This is a genomic window from Archangium gephyra, from assembly GCF_049060025.1.
Lineage (GTDB): Bacteria > Myxococcota > Myxococcia > Myxococcales > Myxococcaceae > Archangium > Archangium gephyra_A.
In genome coordinates this window covers 5074882-5093901 of sequence record NZ_JBMEQQ010000002.1, presented here as the reverse complement: position 1 = coordinate 5093901, position 19020 = coordinate 5074882, and the positions used below count along the sequence as shown (strand labels likewise).

The window sequence follows — 19020 nt, the reverse complement described above, 5'->3', positions numbered from 1 at the left end:
GAGACTCTCGACTAGCGCCGATCGGCGAGCGGGCCCGGCATCGGGGCGTTGGGAGCAGCGGCGAGGCCGGCCGGGGGCAGGCCCATCACCGAGATCTGCACGTCGCCCGGCCGCACCTGGCTGCCAGGGAAGCCCAGCTCGGCGCGCTGGATGAAGCGCTCGGTGGACGGGTTGATGCGATCCAGGAAGGGCTGCGGCATCAGGCCCATCACCAGCACCAGGACGAGGAAGGGCGCCACGGTGGCGAACTCGCGCAGGCTCAGGTCCGTGAGGCCCTGGTTCTCGCGATGGGTGAGGGGGCCGAAGAACACCTTCTGCACCATCCACAGCATGTACGCCGCGCCGAGGATGACGCCCAGGGTGGCCAGCGCGCCGAAGGCGAGGCCCAGGCTGCTCTTGAAGGTGCCCAGCAGCACCAGGAACTCGCCCACGAAGCCGTTGGTGCCCGGCACCGCCACGGACGAGAAGGTGATGATGAGGAAGGAGGCCGTGTACACCGGCACCACCTTGGCGATGCCGCCGTAGTCGGACATCAGGCGGGTGTGGCGCCGCTCGTACAGGAAGCCGAACAGGAGGAACAGGGCGCCCGTGGACACGCCGTGGTTGAGCATCTGGTAGGCGCTACCGGTGGCGCCCTCGGCCGTGACGGCCAGGATGCCCAGCATGCAGTAGCCCAGGTGGCTCACGGACGAGTAGGCGATGAGCTTCTTGATGTCCCGCTGCGCCAGGCACATGAGCGCGCCGTAGACGATGCCAATCACCGCCAGGGTGGCCAGGAAGGGCCGGGCCTGGTGCGCGGCGGACGGGAAGAACGGGATGGCGAAGCGCCAGAAGCCGAACGTTCCCATCTTCAGCATGACGCCGGCCAGGATCATGGAGCCGGCCACGGGGGCCTGCACGTGGGCGTCGGGCAACCACGTGTGCACCGGCCACATCGGCACCTTGATGGCGAAGGCGATGGCGAAGGCGGCGAACAGCCAGGGGCCCCAGCGGTGGAGGATGCCGGCCATGCCCGTGAGCTGCGAGCAGTCCCCGGTGCCCATGCAGGCGGCGATCTGCGCGTTGGCGCCCGACATGCTGTTGTAGATGGTGGCGTAGTCGAAGGAGCGGTTACCCGGCGTGCTGCTGATGAAGTAGATCGCCACGATGGCCACCAGCATGAGCAGCGAGCCGGCCAGCGTGTAGAGGAAGAACTTCACCGCCGCCATCTGGCGATCCTTGGCGCCCCACACGCCCACCAGCAGGTACATGGGGATGAGCATCGCTTCCCAGAAGATGTAGAAGAGCAGCACGTCCAGGGACACCAGCGCGCCGAGCATCACCGTCTGCAGCACGAGCAGCGAGAGGTGGAACTCCTTCACGCGCTCGGTGATGTACGTCTGCGAGGCCATCACCACGAGGGGCCCCAGGAAGACGGTCAGCAGCAGCAGGCTGGCGGCCAGGCCGTCCACGCCGATGTGGTAGCTGACGCCGAGCTGCTCGAGCCACCGCGTGCGGTACTCGAGCTGGAACTCGGGGCCGGCCGCGTCGAAGCGCAGGTAGGCCCAGACGCCGAACACCAAGTCCACCATCATGCCGATGAACGTGATGGCGCGGATCTGCCCGCGCTCGGCACCCGGAAGCATCCAGATGAGCGCCGCGAAGAGCAGCGGCAGGTAGACGACGAGGTTGAGCAGATGCGTATCGAAGAAGCTCATTTCAGCACCAGGATGAGCGCGTACACCGCGCCGCCGAGCAGGGCCAGGGCCATCACCGCGGCATAGGCCTGTGCGTCTCCCGTCTGCACGTAGCGGAGCGCACTGCCCACGCGGGCCGTGACCCACGCGGTACCGCGCACCGCCACCGTGTCGATGAGGAGGGTGTCCACCAGCTTGTAGAGGATGGCGCTCACGTTCTTCACCGGCCGGATGACCAGGAACTCGTAGGCCTCATCCACATAGAACTTGTTCTGCGTGAAGCGCCGCGCGCCGCGGGCCCAGGCCGGAGCCGGCTGGCCCACCCGCGAGGGGAAGAACTTCAGGTACATGAAGCCGGCCGCCGCACCGCCCGCCAGCGCCACCAGCCACGCCTTGAGGTAGTCGAAGAGGCTCGGGACGCTGTGGTCCAGCCGCACCTCGCCGCCACGGGCGGCGATGCGCTCGGCGCTGGAGAACACGGGGCCCAGGAAGTTCTCCATCACCGGCTGCATGACACCACCCCGGCCCGGCATCAGCGGCAGCGCCTGGACGAGCGCGACCACGCTGAGGAACGCCAGCACCCACAGCGGCGCCGTCATCCGCCAGTCGCTCTCGTGAGCGTGGGGAATCTTCGCCTCCGGCGAGCGCTTGCCCTCGAAGGTGAGCAGGTACACGCGCGACATGTAGAAGGCGGTGCAGGCGGCGATCAGCAGGCCCACGTAGTAGATGGCGCTCGAGGCCCACTCGTACCCGTGCAGGTGGTTGTGGTGGATGCCGTGGAAGATGGCGTCCTTGGAGAAGAAGCCGGAGAGCGGGACGATGCCGGTGATGGCCAGGGTGGCCACCAGGAAGGTGAACCACGTCTGCTTCATCTCGCGGCGCACGCCGCCCAGCTTCTTGATGTCCGTCTCGTCCGCGTTGCCGTGCATGACGCTGCCGGCGCCGAGGAAGAGGCAGGCCTTGAAGAAGGCGTGGGTGACCAGGTGCAGCACGGCCGCCCAGAAGATGCCCATGCCCACGCCCATGAACATGATGCCGAGCTGGGACACCGTGGAGTAGGCGAGCACCTTCTTGATGTCGTCCTGCGCGAAGGCGATGAGCGCGGCCACCAGCGAGGTGATGGTGCCGATGATGGCCACCGTCACCATGGCGGTGGGGCTGAGCACGAGCAGGAAGCTCATGCGGCTGAAGAGGTAGACGCCCGCGGTCACCATCGTCGCCGCGTGGATGAGGGCGGAGACGGGGGTCGGGCCGGCCATGGCGTCCGGCAGCCAGACGTACAGCGGGAACTGGGCGCTCTTGCCCGCCGCGCCGAGCAGGAACAGCAGCAGCGCCGCCGTGAGCACGCCCCCGAAGGTGCGGCCCTGGAGCGGCCCCTCGGTGATGGGCGACTGCAGGCTGAGGCCCCCCTGGGCCTTCTCCGCCGACACGTGCATGGCGTTGGCCATGACTTCCAGGCCCTGGAAGGACACGGGGCCCTTCATCTGCAGGCCCTCGCGGAAGCGCACCTGCGCCGTCTCCGGGTTGCCGCCCACCATGCTGAAGTTGGCGGGAGTGGCCTGGGTGTTGAAGGCGCTCACCAGCAGGACGATGAGGAAGGTGGCGATGAGGAACGCGAAGTCACCGATGCGGTTGGTGACGAAGGCCTTGCGGCCCGCCCACGCCTTGGCCGTGTCCGAGTACCAGAAGCCGATGAGCAGGTAGCTGGCCATACCGACGCCCTCCCAACCCACGAAGAGCAGGACCAGGTTGTCGGCCAGCACCAGCGTCAGCATCGCCGCCACGAAGAGGTTGAGGTACGCGAAGTACCGCCAGTACCCATCGTCGTGGGACATGTAGCTGGTGGAGTACAGGTGGATGAGGAAGCCCACGCCGGTGATGACCAGCAGCAGCGTCCCCGACAGGTGGTCCACCATGAAGCCGAAGTTCACCCGGAAGGTGCCGGCCGAGAACCACGTCCCGAAGTCGTACCCGAAGGCGTAGCGGATGGTGCCCGTCGAGAAGGCATTCTCCATGGCCACCGCCTGGGACGCCTCCAGCGGGCTCACCGCCAGGAACGCCGACAGCGACAGCAGGAAGGAGCCCGCCACCGCGGCACAGGCCACCAGGTAGACGTTGGCGCGGCCGAGCATCCGGCCGAACACGCCGCAGATGAACGCGCCCAGCAGGGGCAGGGCGATGATCAGCCACAGGGCGGCGGGATCCAGCCGCAACTGAAGGAGGAATTGCTTGAGATCCATGGGCAGGAGGGCTCGCTTGGCGGAATGAGGTGCCGGGACGTCAGTGCTTCATCGTCCGGATTTCTTCGATGCTGATGGTGCCCCGGCTGCGGAACACGGCGATGACGATGGCGAGGCCGATGGAGGCCTCGGCCGCCGCGACCGCGATCACGAAGAAGGCGGACACGTGGCCCGTCAGGTGGCCGTTCTGCTTGGCGAAGGCGAGGAACGTCAGGTTCGCCGCGTTGAGCATGAGCTCCACGCACATGAAGACCACCAGCGCGTTGCGGCGGATCAGCACGCCGAACATGCCGAGGCAGAAGAGGGCGGCGGCGAGGATGAGGTAGTAGGAGATCGGGACCATGGCCGTGTGAAGGGCGAGCGCCGCCCGCCTTCTAGCAGAGGGTTGAAGGGGACGGGCTCAAATCCGCGACTTGGCCACCACCACCGCGCCCACCATGGCCACCAGCAGCAGGAGGCTGACGGCTTCGAAGGGCAGCAGCCACTGGGTGTAGATGACCTGGCCGATGGCCGGCAGCGTGCCGAAGCCGCTCGCGACGGCCTGCGCCCCGGTGAACGTCGTGGTGGGGGGCGGCATCCGCCAGATGGCCACCACCAGCACCACCAGCAGCCCGGCCGCCGCGCCCCCGCCCGCGATGCGCGCGAGCGTCAGCCGCGGCCCGGTCGAGGTGACCTCGCCCAGGTTGAGCAGCATGATGACGAAGAGGAAGAGCACCATGATGGCGCCCGCGTAGACCAGCACCTGCAGCACCGCCACGGTGTGGGCCCACAACAGGACGTAGATGCCGGCCAGGAAGAAGAACGTGGCCACCAGCGACATCGCCGAGCTGATGGGGCTCTTGGCGAAGATGACCAGCCCGGCGGATAGCAGCGTCAGGAGCGCGAAGGCTCCGAAGAGAACCAGCTCGACGTTCACGACCAGTCTCCGAACGCGCCCCAGGGCTTGTCGCCGAACGGGCAGCGGTGCTCGCGGATGTGCGCCTCGAACTCGTCACGGAAGCGCATGAGGAAGGAATGGGTCGGCAGCGCCGCGGCATCGCCCAGCGCGCAGATGGTGTTGCCCAGGCCGATCGGCGGGTAGGGCGCGATGGAGGACGCCACGTTGGAGAGGATCTCCACGTCGCCCGGCTCGCCCCGGCCCTCTTCGATTTTACGCAGCAGGCGGGTCTGCCAGGGGGTGCCCTCGCGGCACGGGGTGCACTGGCCGCAGGACTCCTCGGCGTAGAAGCGCGCCACGCGCCACAGGCTGCGCACCATGCAGGTGGTGTCATCCATGACGATGACGCCGCCGGAGCCGGCCATGGTCTGCTTCACCTTGACCGCCTCGAACTCCATGGCGATGTCCAGCTCGTCCGGGCTGAGGATGGGCGCCGAGGAGCCGCCGGGAATCACGGCCTTCACCTTGCGGCCCGCGGGCAGGCCCCGGCCGTACTTGTCGTCGAAGATGAGCTGCGTGAAGGTGGTGTCCAGCGACACCTCGTAGACGCCCGGCCGGTTCACCGTGCCCGAGAGGCACACCAGGCGGGTGCCGCCCGACTTGTCGGTGCCCAGCCCGGCGTACCAGCCCGCGCCGCGGGTGAAGACGTGGGGCACGCTGGCGAGCGTCTCCACGTTGTTCACCACCGTGGGGGAGCCGAACAGGCCCACCACCGCGGGGAACGGCGGCTTGAGGCGGGGCCAGCCCTTCTTGCCCTCGAGGCTCTCCAGCAGCGCCGTCTCCTCGCCGCAGATGTAGGCGCCCGCGCCGCGCACCACGTAGCAGTCCAGCTGGTAGTCCTTGCCCAGCATCTTCTTGCCGAAGATGCCGGCGGCGTACGCCTCGCGGATGGCCGCGTTGGTGCGCTCCGCCTGGAACTTGAACTCCCCGCGCAGGTACACGTAGCAGGTGTGCACGCCCAGCGCGTAGGACGCGATGGCGATGCCCTCCAGCATCATGTGCGGATCATGCTCGAGGATGTAGCGGTCCTTGAAGGTGCCCGGCTCGGACTCGTCGCCGTTGACGGCCAGGTACTTGGGCTTGGGGCTGTCCTTGGGGACGAAGCTCCACTTGAGGCCCGTGGGGAAGCCGGCGCCGCCGCGCCCGCGGAGGTTGGACTTCTTCACCTCGTCGATGATCTGCGCCGGCGCCAGCTCCAGGGCCTTCTCCAGCCCCTTGTAGCCCCCGCGCTTCTTGTACTCGTCGAGCGTCCAGGAGTTGGGCTTGCCCCAGGCGGCCGAGATGATCGGTTCGAATGCCGTTGTCGCCATGGAATCAGGTTCCTTGATGGAGGAAGTCAGGAGAGCTTGTCGAAGATCGCGTCCAGCTTGGCCTTCGTGAGGCTCTCGTGGTGGTCCTCGTTGATTTGCAGGCACGGCGCGGTGCCGCAAGAGGCGAGGCACTCGGTCTCGCGCAGGGTGAAGCGCTCGTTCGCCTCTCCCGCCTTCAGGCCGAGCTTCTGCTCCAGGTAGGCGAGCATCTTCTCCGCGCCCCACAGGGCACAGGAGAGGTTGGTGCAGACGTCCACCACGTACTTGCCGGGCTTCTTGAGGTGGTACATCACGTAGAAGCTCGCGACCTCGTAGGCGCGCTCGGGCGTGACGCCCAGCCGGCTGGCGACCAGCTTGAGTCCCTCGGGGGGCAGCCAGCCTTTCAGCTCCTGCAGCAACCGCAGCGCCGGAAGCATCGCGGCGCTTTTACGATCGGCCGGGTAGTGCGAGAGGATCTCGGCGATCTCCGCATCGAACTTCTTCTGCTCTTCGGGGGTGAACAGGGGCTCCGCCATGGCGGGCGCTTCGTAAGTCTCGAAAGGCTTCGTTGTCAACATAAACCCACGGCGCTACACTCAGGCCCATCAGCGAAATGCCGAGCGATTTCAAGCCTTTGTTATGAACCGGGGATCAGACGACAAGCGCGACGAGCCCCGGGTACCACTCGTTCTGCGGGTGCAGTTCCCGAATCAGGAGCGAATGGTGGCGGTCACGGAGAACCTCTCCAAGGGGGGGATCTTCGTGCAGACCGAGCGTACCTTCACGCCCGGACAGGAGCTGGGACTGGCACTTTCTTTCCCGGGGCTCCTGAATCCGGTACAAGTCGTGGGGACGGTGGCCTGGGTACGGCCCGCATCCGAGGAGGCGCCGGGTGGTGTCGGCATCCGGGTGGTGCGCGATCAGGACCGGCAGCGATTGGGTGAACTCTTGAGCTCGGCAGGACAGACCCGCGCGTCGGACCGGACGGCCCTCCCCGCCGAGGGCTATCGTGTGCTCATCGTCGAGGACAACCCGCACATCGTCGAGATGTACAGCTACGTGCTCAAGAAGCTGGCGAGCGGGGAGCTGGCGGGCAAGGTGCCGCTGGAGGTCCACTTCTCGCCGGACGGGCACCACGCGCTGCAGGCGCTGCGCTCCAGCCAGTTCAGCCTGGTGATGACGGACCTGTACATGCCGGTGATGGACGGGTTCGCGCTCATCGAGAGGATTCGCGCCGAGGAGCCGCTCAAGTCCATTCCCGTGGTGGCCATCTCCGCGGGAGGCCCGGAGGCGCGCGAGCGCGCCATGCAACTGGGCGTGGACATCTACCTGCGCAAGCCGGTGCGTTTCCAGGAAGTGCTGGAGACGGTGAAGCAGCTGCTGCACATTCCCTGACGGCCTGCTCGGGGGGCGGAAGAGCGCTGATTTGAGGCAGGGCGCCGGGACGCGTAGAGTCCGGCCCACATGTCCAAGCCCTCCATTCACCGCGATACCGTCTGCGGCGAGGCGTTGTTCATCCTCCAGAGCTTGAGGGAGAACGGCCGTCTGGGACGCTCCAGCAAGCTGGCCGATGTGAAGGCCGCGCTCGAGCCGTCCGTCTCGCTGGAGTTCGACAGCTACTACCTCTTCCTGCGCAAGTCCCACTACATCGCCCTGGATCACCGGGAGGCGCAACTGCGCCTGACGGAGTTGGGCGAGCGCGTGGTGGATGGCGAGCTGCAGGACAAGTTCGCCGTGGAGGTGGAGGAGTTCTTCGCCGAGCAGCTCGGCGTGTCCCCGGCCGCCGCCCAGCGAGAGGCCGAGGTGGCCGATCCCCGGATGCCCCCGCCCCCGCCGGACACCCTCCTGGAGGACGCGGAGGTGGTGCGGGCCGTGGACGCGCTGCCCCCGCTGCCGAGGGCCCGCACGTCCGGGACGTTTGGCTTCGAGGTGCCGGTGGCCGCTCCGCCGGTGCCGGTGCCGCCTCCGGTGGCCAGCGTGCGCAACGAGGCCATGCCCGCCGCGCCCGTGCCTCCCGTGGCGCCCATGCCGCCTCCCGTGCCCGCTCCCGTCTCCGCCGCTCCCGTGGCCAGGGCCCCGGAGCTGTTGGATCAGCGCTACCAGAAGCTCGAGGCGCTCGGCACCGGACCGCTCGGCACCGCGTACAAGGGCCGCTTCAACGCGCTCGGGCTGGACATCTGCGTCAAGGAGCTGAAGGACATCTTCGGCTACTTCTCCTTCCTGCAGCGCGGCGAGGTGCTCAAGCGGCTGAAGAAGGAGCTGTGCGCGCAGGCCCAGGTGCGCCACCCGGCCATCGTCCAGGTGCTGGACCAGAACACGGAGACGGCCCGGCCCTACTACGTGCTCGAGCTGCTGCACGGCAGCCTCAAGGGCAAGCTGGAGGAGGGTGGAGGCAAGGGCGTGCCGGTGGCGCTCGCCACGCGCTGCTTCCTGCAGATCGCCTACGGGTTGCGCGCCGCGCACGCCGCGGGCCTCACCCACCACAACCTCAAGCCGGAGAACGTCCTCTTCGACGCCTACGGCAACGCGAAGCTGGGTGACTTCGGCCTGGTGCGCGTGGTGGAGCAGGACGCCTCCAAGGGTCTGCCCCAGGTCTTCGTGGGCGCCAGCGGCATGGTGTACCTGGCCCCCGAGCTCATCCAGCCCAATCGCATGAAGGACGCCGGTCCCGCTTCCGACGTCTACGGGCTGGGCATCCTCCTCTACGAGATGCTCACCGGACAGATTCCGGGCCGCCGCTCGCCGCTGCCCTCCGAGGTCAACCCGGAGGCCCCCGCCGGCCTGGATGCCATCTTCGACAAGATGACCCAGGACCGCGTGGAGCAGCGCTACCCGGACATCGACGCGATGCTGGAGGACTTCTACAAGTCCTTCCCCGAGGCGCAGTTCCTCTCCAAGGGCGATCTCATCCTGTCCTCGGAGCCGCGGTAGCGCCTGCCGTGTGACGAGTGCTCGCGGTGGGCGGGCCGGGCTGTCAGACTCGCTGCATCATGAGCGACAGCTCGAACCCGCAGGACTCCGTGCTCATCACCGTCACCGGGAAGGACCATCCCGGCATCACCGCCCGCCTGACGGGCATCCTCGCCGAGGTGGGCGCGGCGCTGCTCGACATCGAGCAGGTGGTGGTGCAGGGGCAGCTCACCCTCTGTCTGCTGGTGCGCCTGCTCGAGACGCGCGGCGTGCTCAAGGAGCTGCTCTTCGTGGCCCGGGAGCTGGGCGTGTCACTGGACTTCCAGCCGGTGGCCGCGCCGAAGGCTCCGGCCACCCTGGCCCCCAACCGCCATGTCGTCACCGTGGTGGGCCGCGCCCTGGGCGCGCGGGAGCTGCACGCCGTGACCGAGCGGCTGGCCCGGCACGCGGCCAACATCGAGCGCGTCAACCGCCTGTCCGAGGCGGAGCTCGGCTCTATCGAAATCCACATCGCCCTGCCGCCGGAGCGCGAGCCCGAGGAGCTCAAGCGCTCGCTGCTGGAGCTGTCCATGTCCACCAGCGCCTTCGACGTGGCGCTGCAGCGCGAGAGCCTCTATCGGCGCAGCAAGCGGATGGTGGTGATGGACATGGACTCCACGCTCATCCGCATCGAGGTCATCGACGAGCTGGCGCGGGCCTACGGCGTGGGCGAGCGGGTGTCGCGCATCACCGAGCGCGCCATGCACGGGGAGATGGACTACGACGAGTCCCTGCGCCAGCGCGTGGCGCTGCTCAAGGGATTGGACGCGAAGGTGCTGCACGACATCGCCGCCAACCTCCCGCTCACCGAAGGTGCGGAGACGCTCATCCGCGTGCTCAAGCGGCTGGGCTACCGCACCGCCATTCTCAGCGGTGGTTTCTCCGTGGCCGCCGAGGCGCTCAAGGCGCGGCTGGGCATCGACCACGCCCACTCCAACATGCTGGAGGAGGTGGACGGCAAGCTCACCGGCCGCACGCTGGGGCCCATCGTCAACGCGCAACGCAAGGCCGAGCTGTTGGAGAGCATCGCCCAGGCGGAGGGCATCCTCCTCGACCAGGTCATCGCCGTGGGCGACGGTGCCAATGACCTGCTGATGCTGGAGCGCGCGGGCCTGGGTATCGCCTTCCGCGCCAAGCCCAAGCTGCGTCAGGCGGCCGATACCTCCATCTCCGCCGGCAGCCTGGACACCATCCTCTACCTCCTGGGCCTCACCGGCCGCGAGCTCCAGGAGGTGTTGGGGTAGGGCACTTCAGGAGGGGCGCATGCGCGCCGCCAGCTCCCGCTGCTGAAGCATGCCCTTCTCCAGCAGCAGCTCGAGCAGGGCGCGCAGAATCTTGGAGCTCTTCTCCTGGTTGGCCTGCACCGCCTGCAGCCGCTGCATCTCCTCGGGGGAGAACACCTCGGCGGGGGAGGGCGAGGCGCTGAGAATCTCGTCGAGCAGGTCCGAGGCGCTGCCCGCACCGCCGGATCGCGAGGGCGCCGCGGCCTGCCGGGCGTTCTCCCGGGCCATGTTCGGCGCGATGTCGGCGATGGCCTTCACCACCGTCTTGCCGCTCATGTCGACGACCTTGAACTCCTCCTCGTCACCGGAGGAGGACGAGGACGAGGCGGAGCTGCTCCGGCTCGGGGAGTGGGACGAGTGGGTGACGGCCGGGTCCTGGTTGCGGTAGTGGCGCAGGATGGCGTTCTGGATCTCCCGGTCACCGGCCACCACGGGGACGACGCGCGTGCGGCTGCGGGCGGCCACCTGGTCGATGGTCTGCAGGTCGGTGGGGTCCGCCATGGCGAGCACGAGCGTCTTGCCGTTGTCGCGCAGGGACACGGGGAAGACGCCCTTCTGCTCGGCGATGCCGACGTCCAGCTTGGCGAGGGCTCCCACGTCCTTGGCGGTGCCCAGTTGGACGCGCTGCATGCCCAGGCCCTGGGCGATGGCCTCGGTGAGGGTGTCCTCCTTGGCGATGCCCATGTCGGCGATGATGCGCGACAGGCGCCCGCCCCACTGGTCATGCTGGGCGAGCGCGCTGCGAAGCTGCATCTCGTCGATGACGCGGGCCTTGACGAGAATCTCTCCGATACGGTTGCGAGGTGCGGCCATGGCCTCCAGTCTACGGAGGAAGGAGCCCGGAGTCGCGTTCGATGCCACGTGGATTCGATACCTGCCTGGCGGAAGGGGTAGCGCTCTTCAACGCCGGGCGTTTCTTCGAGGCCCATGAGGCCTGGGAGGAGGTCTGGCTGCACGAGCACGGCCACCGCCGGTTGCTGCTGCAGGGCCTCATCCTCGTGGCGGCGGGTTGGCTCAAGCGCGACGCGGGCAATGCCCAGGGCGCGTGGACGCTCTTCTCCCGCGCCCTGGCGCGGCTCGAGTCCTTGCCCCCGGCGTGTGAAGGCGTGGACGTGAGCGGCCTGCGCCCCCAGGTGGTGGGCTGGCGCGAGGGCGGCCCCTGTGCCCGGCCCCTGCTCGCCCGGCTGCTCCCCGACCCGGCAGGAGAACCCTGATGCAACCCTTCGCGGACGACGCGCTGCTGCTCTGCCCCTACTGTGGTGAGGAGGTGGAGGTGTCGGTGGACCCGGGTGGCCCCTCGTCGGAGACGTACGTGGAAGACTGCCCGGTGTGCTGCCGGCCATGGGTGGTGCACGTCTCCCGCGAGGAGGAGGACGTGTCCGTCTACCTCGGGCGCGAGGACGACTGAGCCGGCCGGAAGGGGCCCGCGGCGCGTCGCCTTGACACGTTCCGAAGCATGGTTCTCTTGAAGCTGTGAGCGACGCCGGGCCCTGAAGACAGCGGGTCCGGCGCCAACAGACAACTACTCAGTTTCAACTCAACCAGCGCGCCGCTGCTCCGTCCGGAGTGGGGCGCGAACAGGAGACGTCCATGCTGAACCGTTGGAACCCGTTCGAGATGAGCAATGGTGCCGTGGCGCTGGGCCCCCTCATGGCCAAGGAGTTCGACCAGCTCTTCCGGGAGCTGAGCGTTCGCCAGGGCAATGCCCGCGAGCTCGTCCCGCCCGCGGACATCTTCGAGACGGCCGAGGGCATCACCCTCCAGGTGGACCTGCCGGGGCATGACCCGAAGGCCATCGAGGTGAAGGTGGAGAACGACACCCTCACCCTCAGGTCGGAGCGCAAGGCGGCGGAGCGCACCGACAAGGACGGCGCGCGGCGCCTGGAGCGCAGCTTCGGCGTGTACGCCCGCTCCTTCGTGCTGCCGCGCACCGTGGACGCGTCCCGGGTGGAGGCCCGCTACGAGAATGGCGTGCTCACCCTGACGCTGCCGCGGCGTGAGGAGTCCCGGCCCCGCGTGGTCGAGGTGAAGGTCAACGGCTGATGACGAAGGGTTGGCACCGGGCGGGACGGGCCTCTGGGAAGCGGCTCGTCCCGTCCAGTGGAAGCCGGCGCGGGACACACGGGCGGCGATGCGCACTCAACGGGGGCCTTGGAACCGGCCCCCTGGAGACGCTTCGCCGCTCGCGGCGTTGGCGCGGACTAGTGGAGTGTCCGACAAGTTTTTCAACATAGTGGGCGGACACCGCTTTTCCGACCCGGTATTAGCCGGTCGGGTGGCGCCTCCGGTAGGGCGTTGCGCCCCCAACGACTATGTTGAATTACTTCGCGGACAGTCCACTAGCGCTTGACGGCGGTGGTGGTGCCACCGAGCGCCAGCGGGACGCGGAACAAGTCGAGCACCTGCTGCACGTCCAGCGGCTTGGGCAGGCACGCCACGGCGCCGGCCTGCTTGGAGCTTCTCCACCACCTCGGGCGAGTGGGCGGACGTCATGGTGATGAGCCGCACGCCCTCCATCTGCTTGCGGGCGCGGATGCGGCGGCACACCTCGATACCGTCGATGTCCGGCATGTTCAGGTCGATGAGCATGCCGTGCGGCTTCTGCTCGCTCACGAGCAGGAGCGCCTCGACGCCGCTGGTGGTCGTCTGCAACTCCACCTGGTTCGCGTAGGGCTTGAAGGCACGCTTGATGGCGTCGAGCACCTGCCGCTCGTCATCCACCACCAGCAGGCGCACGGTGCTGCTGCCCAGTTCCTCGGGCACCGGCATCTGGTGGGTGATGAGGAAGGTGCGAAGGTCCGCCGAGCGCACGCGCCGGTGACCGCCCGGCGTCCGGAACGCCATGAGGATGCCGCGGTCGATCCACTTGCTCACCGTGGACGGGTCCACCTGGAGCAACCGGCTGATGTCGTGGGTCGTGTAGAGCTGATCCGTCATCGAACTCCCCTCACTCTGCACTGCTGGCTTCCGGCCTTCATAGGATAAGACACCTAAGCGGGAAGCGAAAATTCTTCGATTTCACAACTTGACAGCTTGTAGGGCATCAGGGTCCCTCATGTGTTGAACGGTGGCCTCCCACCGTCCCGATGCCCGCAAGCACAACTCGACCAGCTCGCGCGCGGCTCCGTGACCTCCCCGGCACCGCGCGACGTAATGCACCGACTGACGAACCTCGGCGGCGGCGTCCGCCGGGCAGGCCGAGAGGCCCGCCATGCCCAGAGGGCCCAGGTCGTTGAGGTCATCCCCCATGTACGCGCACTCCTCGGGGGACACCTCGAGCTGGGACAGCAGCTCCCGGAAACCGGCCGCCTTGTTCTTGCGGCCCTGGAGCACCGCGGCCAGGCCCAGCTCCCGGCCGCGCACTTCCACGATGGAGGAGGAGCGTGCGGTGAGGATGGCGGTGCGCAACCCCGCCAGCCTCGCCATCACCAGACCGTGGCCGTCCTTGACGTCGAAGCGCTTCATCACCTCGCCGCCATCGCCGTAGAACAGGCCACCATCCGTGAGGACGCCGTCCACGTCGAAGGCGAGCAGACGCACGCGTGCCGCGCGCTCCGTCAGCTCGTCCCTGCTCGGTTTGGGCGGCAGCTCCGTCATGTCGCGTCCCTTGGACTCCCTCCCCACGACTTCGTTCACACTACTTACCGCGAATTCCTTCACTCCGCAGGTTCGTGACCCAGCACTCGCCGAATACCCAGTACCTGACGTAGCACGTCCTCGAACATCTGGGGGTTGAGCGAGCATGGACCGTCACACAGGGCACGGTCCGGGTCTTCATGCACTTCCGTGAAAAGCGCGTCTATTCCGGCGGCCGCGGCGGAGCGGGCCAGCAGGGACACGAACTTGCGCTCACCGCCCGTCTGGCCATCTCCGGAGGAGGGCAGTTGCACGGAGTGGGTGGCGTCGAAGCACACGACGAGCCCGGCCTCGCGCATCTGGGCGAAGCCGCGCATGTCCACCACCAGGTTGTTGTACCCGAAGGTGGCGCCGCGCTCGGTGACGAGCACGTTGGGGTTGCCCGTCTCCACCGCCTTGCGCGCCGAGTGGACGATGTCCTTGGGGGCGACGAACTGGCCCTTCTTGAGGTTGACGCCCTTGCCCGTGCGCGCCACCGCCTCCACCAGGTCCGTCTGGCGGCAGAGGAAGGCGGGAATCTGGATGATGTCCACCACCTCGGCGGCGGGGGCCACGTGGCTCGTCTCGTGGACGTCGGTGAGGATGGGCACGCCCACCTCGCGCTTGATGCGCGCGAGGATGCGCAGGCCTTCCTTCAAACCGGGGCCCCGGAAGGACTTGCCGCTGGTGCGGTTGGCCTTGTCGTAGGAGCACTTGAAGGCGTAGGGCACGCCCAGCCGGCTCGTGATCTCCTTGAGCAGCTTCGCGTGGCGCAGCGCCATCTCCTCGGACTCGATGCTGTCCGGGCCGGCGATGACGAAGAGCTTCTGACCGGGGCCGACCTCGTGGCCGCACAGGTTGATGCGCGGGCTCATGCCTGCGTCCTTCCCGCGTCACGCTGCGCGAGGGCCGCGCGGATGAAGCCGGAGAAGAGCGGGTGGGGCGCGAAGGGCTTGCTCTTGAATTCCGGGTGGAACTGGCAGCCGACGAAGTGGGGGTGGTCCGGCAGCTCGATCATCTCCACGAGGTTGAGCTCGGGGTTGTGGCCGGACACCACGAGGCCCGCCTCCTGCAGCCGGCCGCGGTAGGCGTTGTTCACCTCGTACCGGTGGCGGTGGCGCTCCTGGATGACGTCCTCCCCATACAGCTTGTGCGCCAGCGAGCCGGGCTTGAGCGCGCAGGCGTAGCTGCCCAGGCGCATGGTACCCCCCTTGTCCTGCACCTTCACCTGGCTCTCCATGAGCGTCACTACCGGGTGCGGGGTGTGCTCGTTGAACTCCAGGGAGTTGGAGTCGGCCAGGTTCAGCACGTTGCGGCTGAACTCCACCACCGCCATCTGCAGGCCCAGGCAGATGCCGAAGAAGGGCACCCGCTTCTCCCGGGCGTAGCGCACCGCGGAGATCTTCCCCTCGGTGCCGCGCACCCCGAAGCCGCCGGGCACCAGGATGGCGTCCACCCCGCCCAGCAGCGCCTCGGCGCCCTTCTCCTCCACGTCCTGCGAGTCCACGAACTGCAGGTCCACCTTCACGTCGTTGGCGATGCCACCGTGGAGCAGCGACTCGTTGAGGCTCTTGTAGCTCTCCTTGAGGTCCACGTACTTGCCGACGATGCCCACCTTCACCTCGCCGCGGCCCGGCGAGTACACCTTGCGGATGATGTCCTCCCAGCGCTCCAGCCGGGCGGCACGCGTCCAGATGTTGAGCGTCTCGGCCAGCCGCTCGTCGATGCCCTGGCGGTGCAGCTCCAGCGGCAGCTCGTAGATGCTCTTCACGTCCGGCGAGGTGAACACGTTGCCCGGGTCCACGTTGCAGAACATGGCAATCTTGTCCTTCATCTCGCGGGAGATTTCCCGGTCGGTGCGGCAGATGAGGAAGTTGGGCTGGATGCCGATCTCCCGCAGCTTCATCACCGAGTGCTGGGTGGGCTTGGTCTTCACCTCGCCGGCCGCGCCGATGTAGGGCAGCAGCGTGAGGTGCATGTAGACGGTGTTGCCCGCGCCCACGTCGTAGCGCATCTGGCGGATGGCCTCGAGGAAGGGCAGCGACTCGATGTCGCCCACGGTGCCGCCCACCTCGACGATGACCGCGTCCATGCCCTGCGCCGCCTGGCGGATGCAGGACTTGATCTCATCGGTGATGTGCGGAATCACCTGGACCGTCTTGCCCAGGTACTCGCCCCGCCGCTCCTTCTGGATGACGGCGTGGTAGATGCGCCCGGAGGTGAAGTTGTTGAGCCGGGACATCCGCGCGTTGGTGAAGCGCTCGTAATGGCCCAGGTCCATGTCGGTCTCGCCACCGTCGTCGGTGACGAAGACCTCACCATGCTGGAACGGGCTCATCGTGCCCGGGTCGATGTTGATGTACGGGTCGAGCTTGAGCAGCGTGATGTCGAGCCCACGGTTCTCGAGCAGGGCGCCAATGGAAGCAGAGGCGAGCCCCTTGCCCAGCGAACTCACGACCCCGCCGGTCACGAAGATGAACTTGGTCTTCTTGGAGCGCATGACCCTTCCTGCCAAGAGACCCCGGGGGCGTCAATGATTCTGTCGACGCCCCCGGACGCTCGCCTGGTCACGGAAGTCCGGCAAGGGACGCATTTCACTCCTGGCCCTGGGTCCGCGGCCGGGACTCGGCGTAGTCGCGGGCCCTGGGCTCGAGGTCGCGCTGCTCGCGCAAGGGGCAGTGACGGCAGGACCACCCGTCCCAGCCGCGTTTCACCGCCAGATGAAGACAGGCGTCATAGTTGAAGCAGAACAGGTTGCGCTGGGCCTCCACCGCCGTCTCGTCACGCAGGGCGGAAGGCAGAGGACTCGGGCACGGTGTGATGGACAAGGTCAGGCACTCCGGCGGATGAACGGGCCTTTTCCCCCCTCGCGCGTGCAACAGGGTTGTCGCACGTGCATTCCCGAGGGCCCGGCAAAAAAAGGACCGCCCGTCCCGCGGCCCCAAGCGTGGAGGGGTGCGCGAAACGGGCGGGCCCGAACTGCTGGCGTCGACACTTCCGCCGCCTGGGGGCTTCTTCAGCGCGCCAGACGAGCGGAGGTGGACGCCTGATTCATGCTGTCGATCAAGGCATCACCTCCTTTCTGCGGCGGCTTATGTAATGGCGGGTTTTTCTCCGCGCCACCCCGCATGGGAGGTATTTCGTGCCTGGAGGTAGGGCGGGCGGGAGGGCGGGCCCCCGTCAGGAGGCCATGAACTAGGCCGCCACGAACTGACGCTCCACCAGCCGGCGGTAGAGGCCCTCCTGGCCCATGAGCGCGGCGTGGTTGCCGCTCTGCACCACCTGGCCTCCCTCCAGCACCAGCACCCGGTCCGCGCCAATCACCGTGGACAGGCGGTGGGCGATGATGATGGTGGAGCGGCCCTGCATCAGCCGGTCCAGGGCCTCCTGCACCAGGTGCTCGCTCTCCGCGTCGAGCGCGCTGGTGGCCTCGTCCAGCACCAGCAGGCGCGGGTTCTTGAGCACCGCGCGGGCGATGGCGATGCGCTGCTTCTGGCCGCCGGAGAGCTGCACGCCGCGCTCACCCACCAGGGTGCGGTAGCCCTCGGGGAAGCGGGAGATGAACTCGTGCGCGTTGGCGGCGCGCGCGGCCGCCTCCACCTCGGCGTCGGTGGCGTCCATGCGGCCGTAGCGGATGTTGTCCGAGATGGAGGTGGCGAAGAGCATCGGCTCCTGCGCCACCGTGCCAATCTGCTGTCGCAGCCACTCGGGGTCCAACGCGCTCAGCGGTCTGCCGTCCAGCAGCACGCGCCCGCCCTGCGGGTCGTACATGCGGGCCAGCAGCCCGGCGATGGTGGACTTGCCCGCGCCCGAGGGGCCGACGATGGCCACCACCTCGCCCGCGTCCAGCTTCAGGTCGATGCCCTGCAGCACCGGCACGTCCGGGCGCGTGGGGTAGGCGAAGCGCACCTGCTGGAACTCGACGCGGCCCTGCACCGACGGAAGGCGCTCGCCGCCCGTGGAGGGGATGGCGGGCTGGCGGTCGATGAGCTCGAAGACGCGCTCGGCGGCACCGGCGGCGCGCATGAAGTCCGCCCACAGGTCCGTCAGGGCGCCCAGCGCGAAGGCCACCATCATCGAGTAGATGAGGAAGGAGGTGAGGTTGCCCACCGTCATCTTCCCGTCCAGCACCAGCCGGCCGCCGTACCAGAGCACCACCGCCGAGGCGAGGTAGGAGGCGGAGGAGGCCGCGGCCATGAAGACGGAGGACTGACCCACCCGGCGGCGCGCGATGTCATAGGCGCGCTCGGTGGCCGAGCGGTAGCGCTCCACCTCGTGCCGCTCGGCGGCGAACGAGCGCACCGTGCGGATGCCGGAGAGGCTCTCCTCGGCCACCTGGTTGGCGGCGGCGAGCGCGTCCTGCGTCTGTTTGGAGAGCCCGCGCACCTTGCGGCCGTACGTCACGGCCCCCACCGCCACCGCCGGGACGATGGCCAGCATCAGCCCCGTGAGCACCGGCGAGGTGTAGAGCAGCAGCGCGATGCCGCCCAGGGCCTGCGCCGCGTTGCGCAGGCCCATGGAGATGTTCACGCTCACCGCGTTCTGCAGCACCGTGGTGTCCGAAGCCAGCCGGTTGGTGAGCTCACCCGTCTTGCGCTCGTCGAAGAAGCCCACCTCCTGGGACATGAGGCTGCCGAAGAGGTCCTGCCGCAGCCGCGTCACCACGCGCTCGCCCGCGGTGGTGAAGAGGTAGTAGCGCAGCGCCATCGCCGCGCCCTGCAGCACGAAGACGACTCCCATCGTCAGGGCGATGTTGTCGATCTGCGAGCGGTCTCCCGCCTTGATGGCCTGGTCGATGATGTCGCCGATGGCCTTGGGGTACACCAGCATCAGGCCGCTGGCGATGAGCAGGAAGACGATACCGCCCAGGATCCTGCGCGCTTGAGGGCGCGCGAGGCTCAGGATGCGGCGCACCGTCAGGGGGGAAATCTTGGGCTTCTTGGAGGCGGTGGGTTGCTGGGGGGCGTCGGACACGCGCGCAGACTAACGCGGGACGTGCCCCGCCGCATGCTTCCCTACAAAGCGGGGGGC

18 protein-coding genes and 1 pseudogene are annotated in these 19020 nt (G+C 68.1%); 6 read left to right on the top strand and 13 right to left on the bottom strand.

What is annotated here, in order from left to right; all coding sequences use genetic code 11:
• Positions 1-11: 11 nt before the first annotated feature.
• From ACN28I_RS22165 to nuoE, 6 genes are read right to left on the bottom strand one after another with little or no spacing between them, the layout of a single operon-like run.
• Positions 12-1697, bottom strand: a complete 1686-nt coding sequence (locus ACN28I_RS22165) for a complex I subunit 4 family protein (protein ID WP_420943945.1) — start codon at positions 1695-1697, stop codon at positions 12-14.
• Positions 1694-3916: an NADH-quinone oxidoreductase subunit L gene (gene nuoL, locus ACN28I_RS22160; RefSeq protein ID WP_420943944.1), complete on the bottom strand. Its 2223-nt coding sequence runs from the start codon at positions 3914-3916 to the stop codon at positions 1694-1696. Before nuoL ends, ACN28I_RS22165 begins: the two co-directional genes overlap by 4 nt.
• Before the next feature lie 40 nt (positions 3917-3956).
• A complete protein-coding gene (gene nuoK, locus ACN28I_RS22155; RefSeq protein WP_376757284.1) occupies positions 3957-4259 on the bottom strand; it encodes an NADH-quinone oxidoreductase subunit NuoK in 303 nt (100 codons plus the stop codon).
• A gap of 57 nt (positions 4260-4316) precedes the next feature.
• On the bottom strand, positions 4317-4832 hold the full coding sequence (locus ACN28I_RS22150; protein WP_420943943.1) for an NADH-quinone oxidoreductase subunit J: 516 nt from the start codon (positions 4830-4832) through the stop codon (positions 4317-4319).
• Positions 4829-6163: an NADH-quinone oxidoreductase subunit NuoF gene (gene nuoF, locus ACN28I_RS22145; protein WP_420943942.1), complete on the bottom strand. Its 1335-nt coding sequence runs from the start codon at positions 6161-6163 to the stop codon at positions 4829-4831. The genes ACN28I_RS22150 and nuoF overlap by 4 nt, the downstream gene beginning before the upstream one ends.
• Positions 6164-6189: 26 nt before the next feature.
• Entirely contained in the window at positions 6190-6678 is a 489-nt protein-coding gene (gene nuoE / locus ACN28I_RS22140) for a complex I 24 kDa subunit family protein (RefSeq protein WP_047855419.1), read from the bottom strand.
• 103 nt (positions 6679-6781) lie between these two features.
• Here nuoE and ACN28I_RS22135 point away from each other — a divergent pair, with 103 nt between their 5' ends.
• From ACN28I_RS22135 to serB, 3 genes are all read left to right on the top strand, one after another.
• A complete protein-coding gene (locus tag ACN28I_RS22135; RefSeq protein WP_420943941.1) occupies positions 6782-7537 on the top strand; it encodes a TIGR02266 family protein in 756 nt (251 codons plus the stop codon).
• 69 nt (positions 7538-7606) lie between these two features.
• On the top strand, positions 7607-9073 hold the full coding sequence (locus ACN28I_RS22130; RefSeq protein WP_420943940.1) for a serine/threonine-protein kinase: 1467 nt from the start codon (positions 7607-7609) through the stop codon (positions 9071-9073).
• A 59-nt stretch (positions 9074-9132) separates the two neighbouring features.
• Positions 9133-10335, top strand: coding sequence for a phosphoserine phosphatase SerB (gene serB, locus ACN28I_RS22125; RefSeq protein ID WP_420943939.1), 1203 nt, complete (start codon positions 9133-9135; stop codon positions 10333-10335).
• Positions 10336-10341: 6 nt separating this feature from the next.
• Here serB and ACN28I_RS22120 read toward each other — a convergent pair whose 3' ends face one another.
• A complete protein-coding gene (locus tag ACN28I_RS22120) occupies positions 10342-11187 on the bottom strand; it encodes a hypothetical protein (RefSeq protein ID WP_420943938.1) in 846 nt (281 codons plus the stop codon).
• Positions 11188-11228: 41 nt separating this feature from the next.
• Between ACN28I_RS22120 and ACN28I_RS22115 the strand changes: the two genes are divergently transcribed.
• The 3 genes from ACN28I_RS22115 (at position 11229) to ACN28I_RS22105 (ending at position 12417) form a co-directional block, all read left to right on the top strand.
• Positions 11229-11588 (top strand): DUF309 domain-containing protein, encoded by a 360-nt coding sequence (locus tag ACN28I_RS22115; protein ID WP_420943937.1) that lies wholly within the window; start codon positions 11229-11231, stop codon positions 11586-11588.
• Positions 11588-11782 carry a CPXCG motif-containing cysteine-rich protein gene (locus ACN28I_RS22110; RefSeq protein WP_047855423.1) on the top strand — a complete coding sequence of 65 codons (195 nt, stop codon included), beginning with the start codon at positions 11588-11590 and terminating at the stop codon, positions 11780-11782. The genes ACN28I_RS22115 and ACN28I_RS22110 overlap by 1 nt, the downstream gene beginning before the upstream one ends.
• 182 nt (positions 11783-11964) lie before the next feature.
• The gene (locus tag ACN28I_RS22105; RefSeq protein WP_420943936.1) at positions 11965-12417 is read left to right on the top strand and encodes an Hsp20/alpha crystallin family protein; all 453 of its coding nucleotides are present in this window, start codon (positions 11965-11967) and stop codon (positions 12415-12417) included.
• Positions 12418-12713: 296 nt separating this feature from the next.
• Here ACN28I_RS22105 and ACN28I_RS22100 read toward each other — a convergent pair.
• From ACN28I_RS22100 to ACN28I_RS22075, 6 genes and pseudogenes are all read right to left on the bottom strand, one after another.
• Positions 12714-13311 (bottom strand): annotated as a pseudogene (locus tag ACN28I_RS22100) (response regulator).
• A gap of 81 nt (positions 13312-13392) precedes the next feature.
• Positions 13393-13971, bottom strand: a complete 579-nt coding sequence (locus tag ACN28I_RS22095; protein ID WP_375773737.1) for a KdsC family phosphatase — start codon at positions 13969-13971, stop codon at positions 13393-13395.
• Positions 13972-14030: 59 nt separating this feature from the next.
• Complete coding sequence (gene kdsA / locus ACN28I_RS22090; RefSeq protein ID WP_420943935.1) at positions 14031-14864, bottom strand: 3-deoxy-8-phosphooctulonate synthase; 834 nt, start codon at positions 14862-14864, stop codon at positions 14031-14033.
• Positions 14861-16489 carry a CTP synthase gene (locus ACN28I_RS22085; protein WP_420943934.1) on the bottom strand — a complete coding sequence of 543 codons (1629 nt, stop codon included), beginning with the start codon at positions 16487-16489 and terminating at the stop codon, positions 14861-14863. The genes kdsA and ACN28I_RS22085 overlap by 4 nt, the downstream gene beginning before the upstream one ends.
• Positions 16490-16583: 94 nt before the next feature.
• Positions 16584-16817: a hypothetical protein gene (locus ACN28I_RS22080; protein WP_420943933.1), complete on the bottom strand. Its 234-nt coding sequence runs from the start codon at positions 16815-16817 to the stop codon at positions 16584-16586.
• 367 nt (positions 16818-17184) lie between these two features.
• Positions 17185-18963 (bottom strand): ABC transporter ATP-binding protein, encoded by a 1779-nt coding sequence (locus ACN28I_RS22075; protein WP_420943932.1) that lies wholly within the window; start codon positions 18961-18963, stop codon positions 17185-17187.
• Between the last annotated feature and the right edge of the window lie 57 nt (positions 18964-19020).

Bases quoted from the DNA above. Each gene is read 5' to 3' on its own strand.
- ACN28I_RS22105 (WP_420943936.1), top strand. From the start codon at position 11,965: ATGCTGAACCGTTGGAACCCGTTCGAGATGAGCAATGGTGCCGTGGCG.
- ACN28I_RS22120 (WP_420943938.1), bottom strand. From the start codon at position 11,187: ATGGCCGCACCTCGCAACCGTATCGGAGAGATTCTCGTCAAGGCCCGC.
- kdsA (WP_420943935.1), bottom strand. From the start codon at position 14,864: ATGAGCCCGCGCATCAACCTGTGCGGCCACGAGGTCGGCCCCGGTCAG.
- ACN28I_RS22165 (WP_420943945.1), bottom strand. From the start codon at position 1,697: ATGAGCTTCTTCGATACGCATCTGCTCAACCTCGTCGTCTACCTGCCG.
- nuoL (WP_420943944.1), bottom strand. From the start codon at position 3,916: ATGGATCTCAAGCAATTCCTCCTTCAGTTGCGGCTGGATCCCGCCGCC.
- serB (WP_420943939.1), top strand. From the start codon at position 9,133: ATGAGCGACAGCTCGAACCCGCAGGACTCCGTGCTCATCACCGTCACC.
- nuoE (WP_047855419.1), bottom strand. From the start codon at position 6,678: ATGGCGGAGCCCCTGTTCACCCCCGAAGAGCAGAAGAAGTTCGATGCG.
- nuoK (WP_376757284.1), bottom strand. From the start codon at position 4,259: ATGGTCCCGATCTCCTACTACCTCATCCTCGCCGCCGCCCTCTTCTGC.
- ACN28I_RS22085 (WP_420943934.1), bottom strand. From the start codon at position 16,489: ATGCGCTCCAAGAAGACCAAGTTCATCTTCGTGACCGGCGGGGTCGTG.
- nuoF (WP_420943942.1), bottom strand. From the start codon at position 6,163: ATGGCGACAACGGCATTCGAACCGATCATCTCGGCCGCCTGGGGCAAG.
- ACN28I_RS22110 (WP_047855423.1), top strand. From the start codon at position 11,588: ATGCAACCCTTCGCGGACGACGCGCTGCTGCTCTGCCCCTACTGTGGT.
- ACN28I_RS22115 (WP_420943937.1), top strand. From the start codon at position 11,229: ATGCCACGTGGATTCGATACCTGCCTGGCGGAAGGGGTAGCGCTCTTC.
- ACN28I_RS22135 (WP_420943941.1), top strand. From the start codon at position 6,782: ATGAACCGGGGATCAGACGACAAGCGCGACGAGCCCCGGGTACCACTC.
- ACN28I_RS22130 (WP_420943940.1), top strand. From the start codon at position 7,607: ATGTCCAAGCCCTCCATTCACCGCGATACCGTCTGCGGCGAGGCGTTG.
- ACN28I_RS22095 (WP_375773737.1), bottom strand. From the start codon at position 13,971: ATGACGGAGCTGCCGCCCAAACCGAGCAGGGACGAGCTGACGGAGCGC.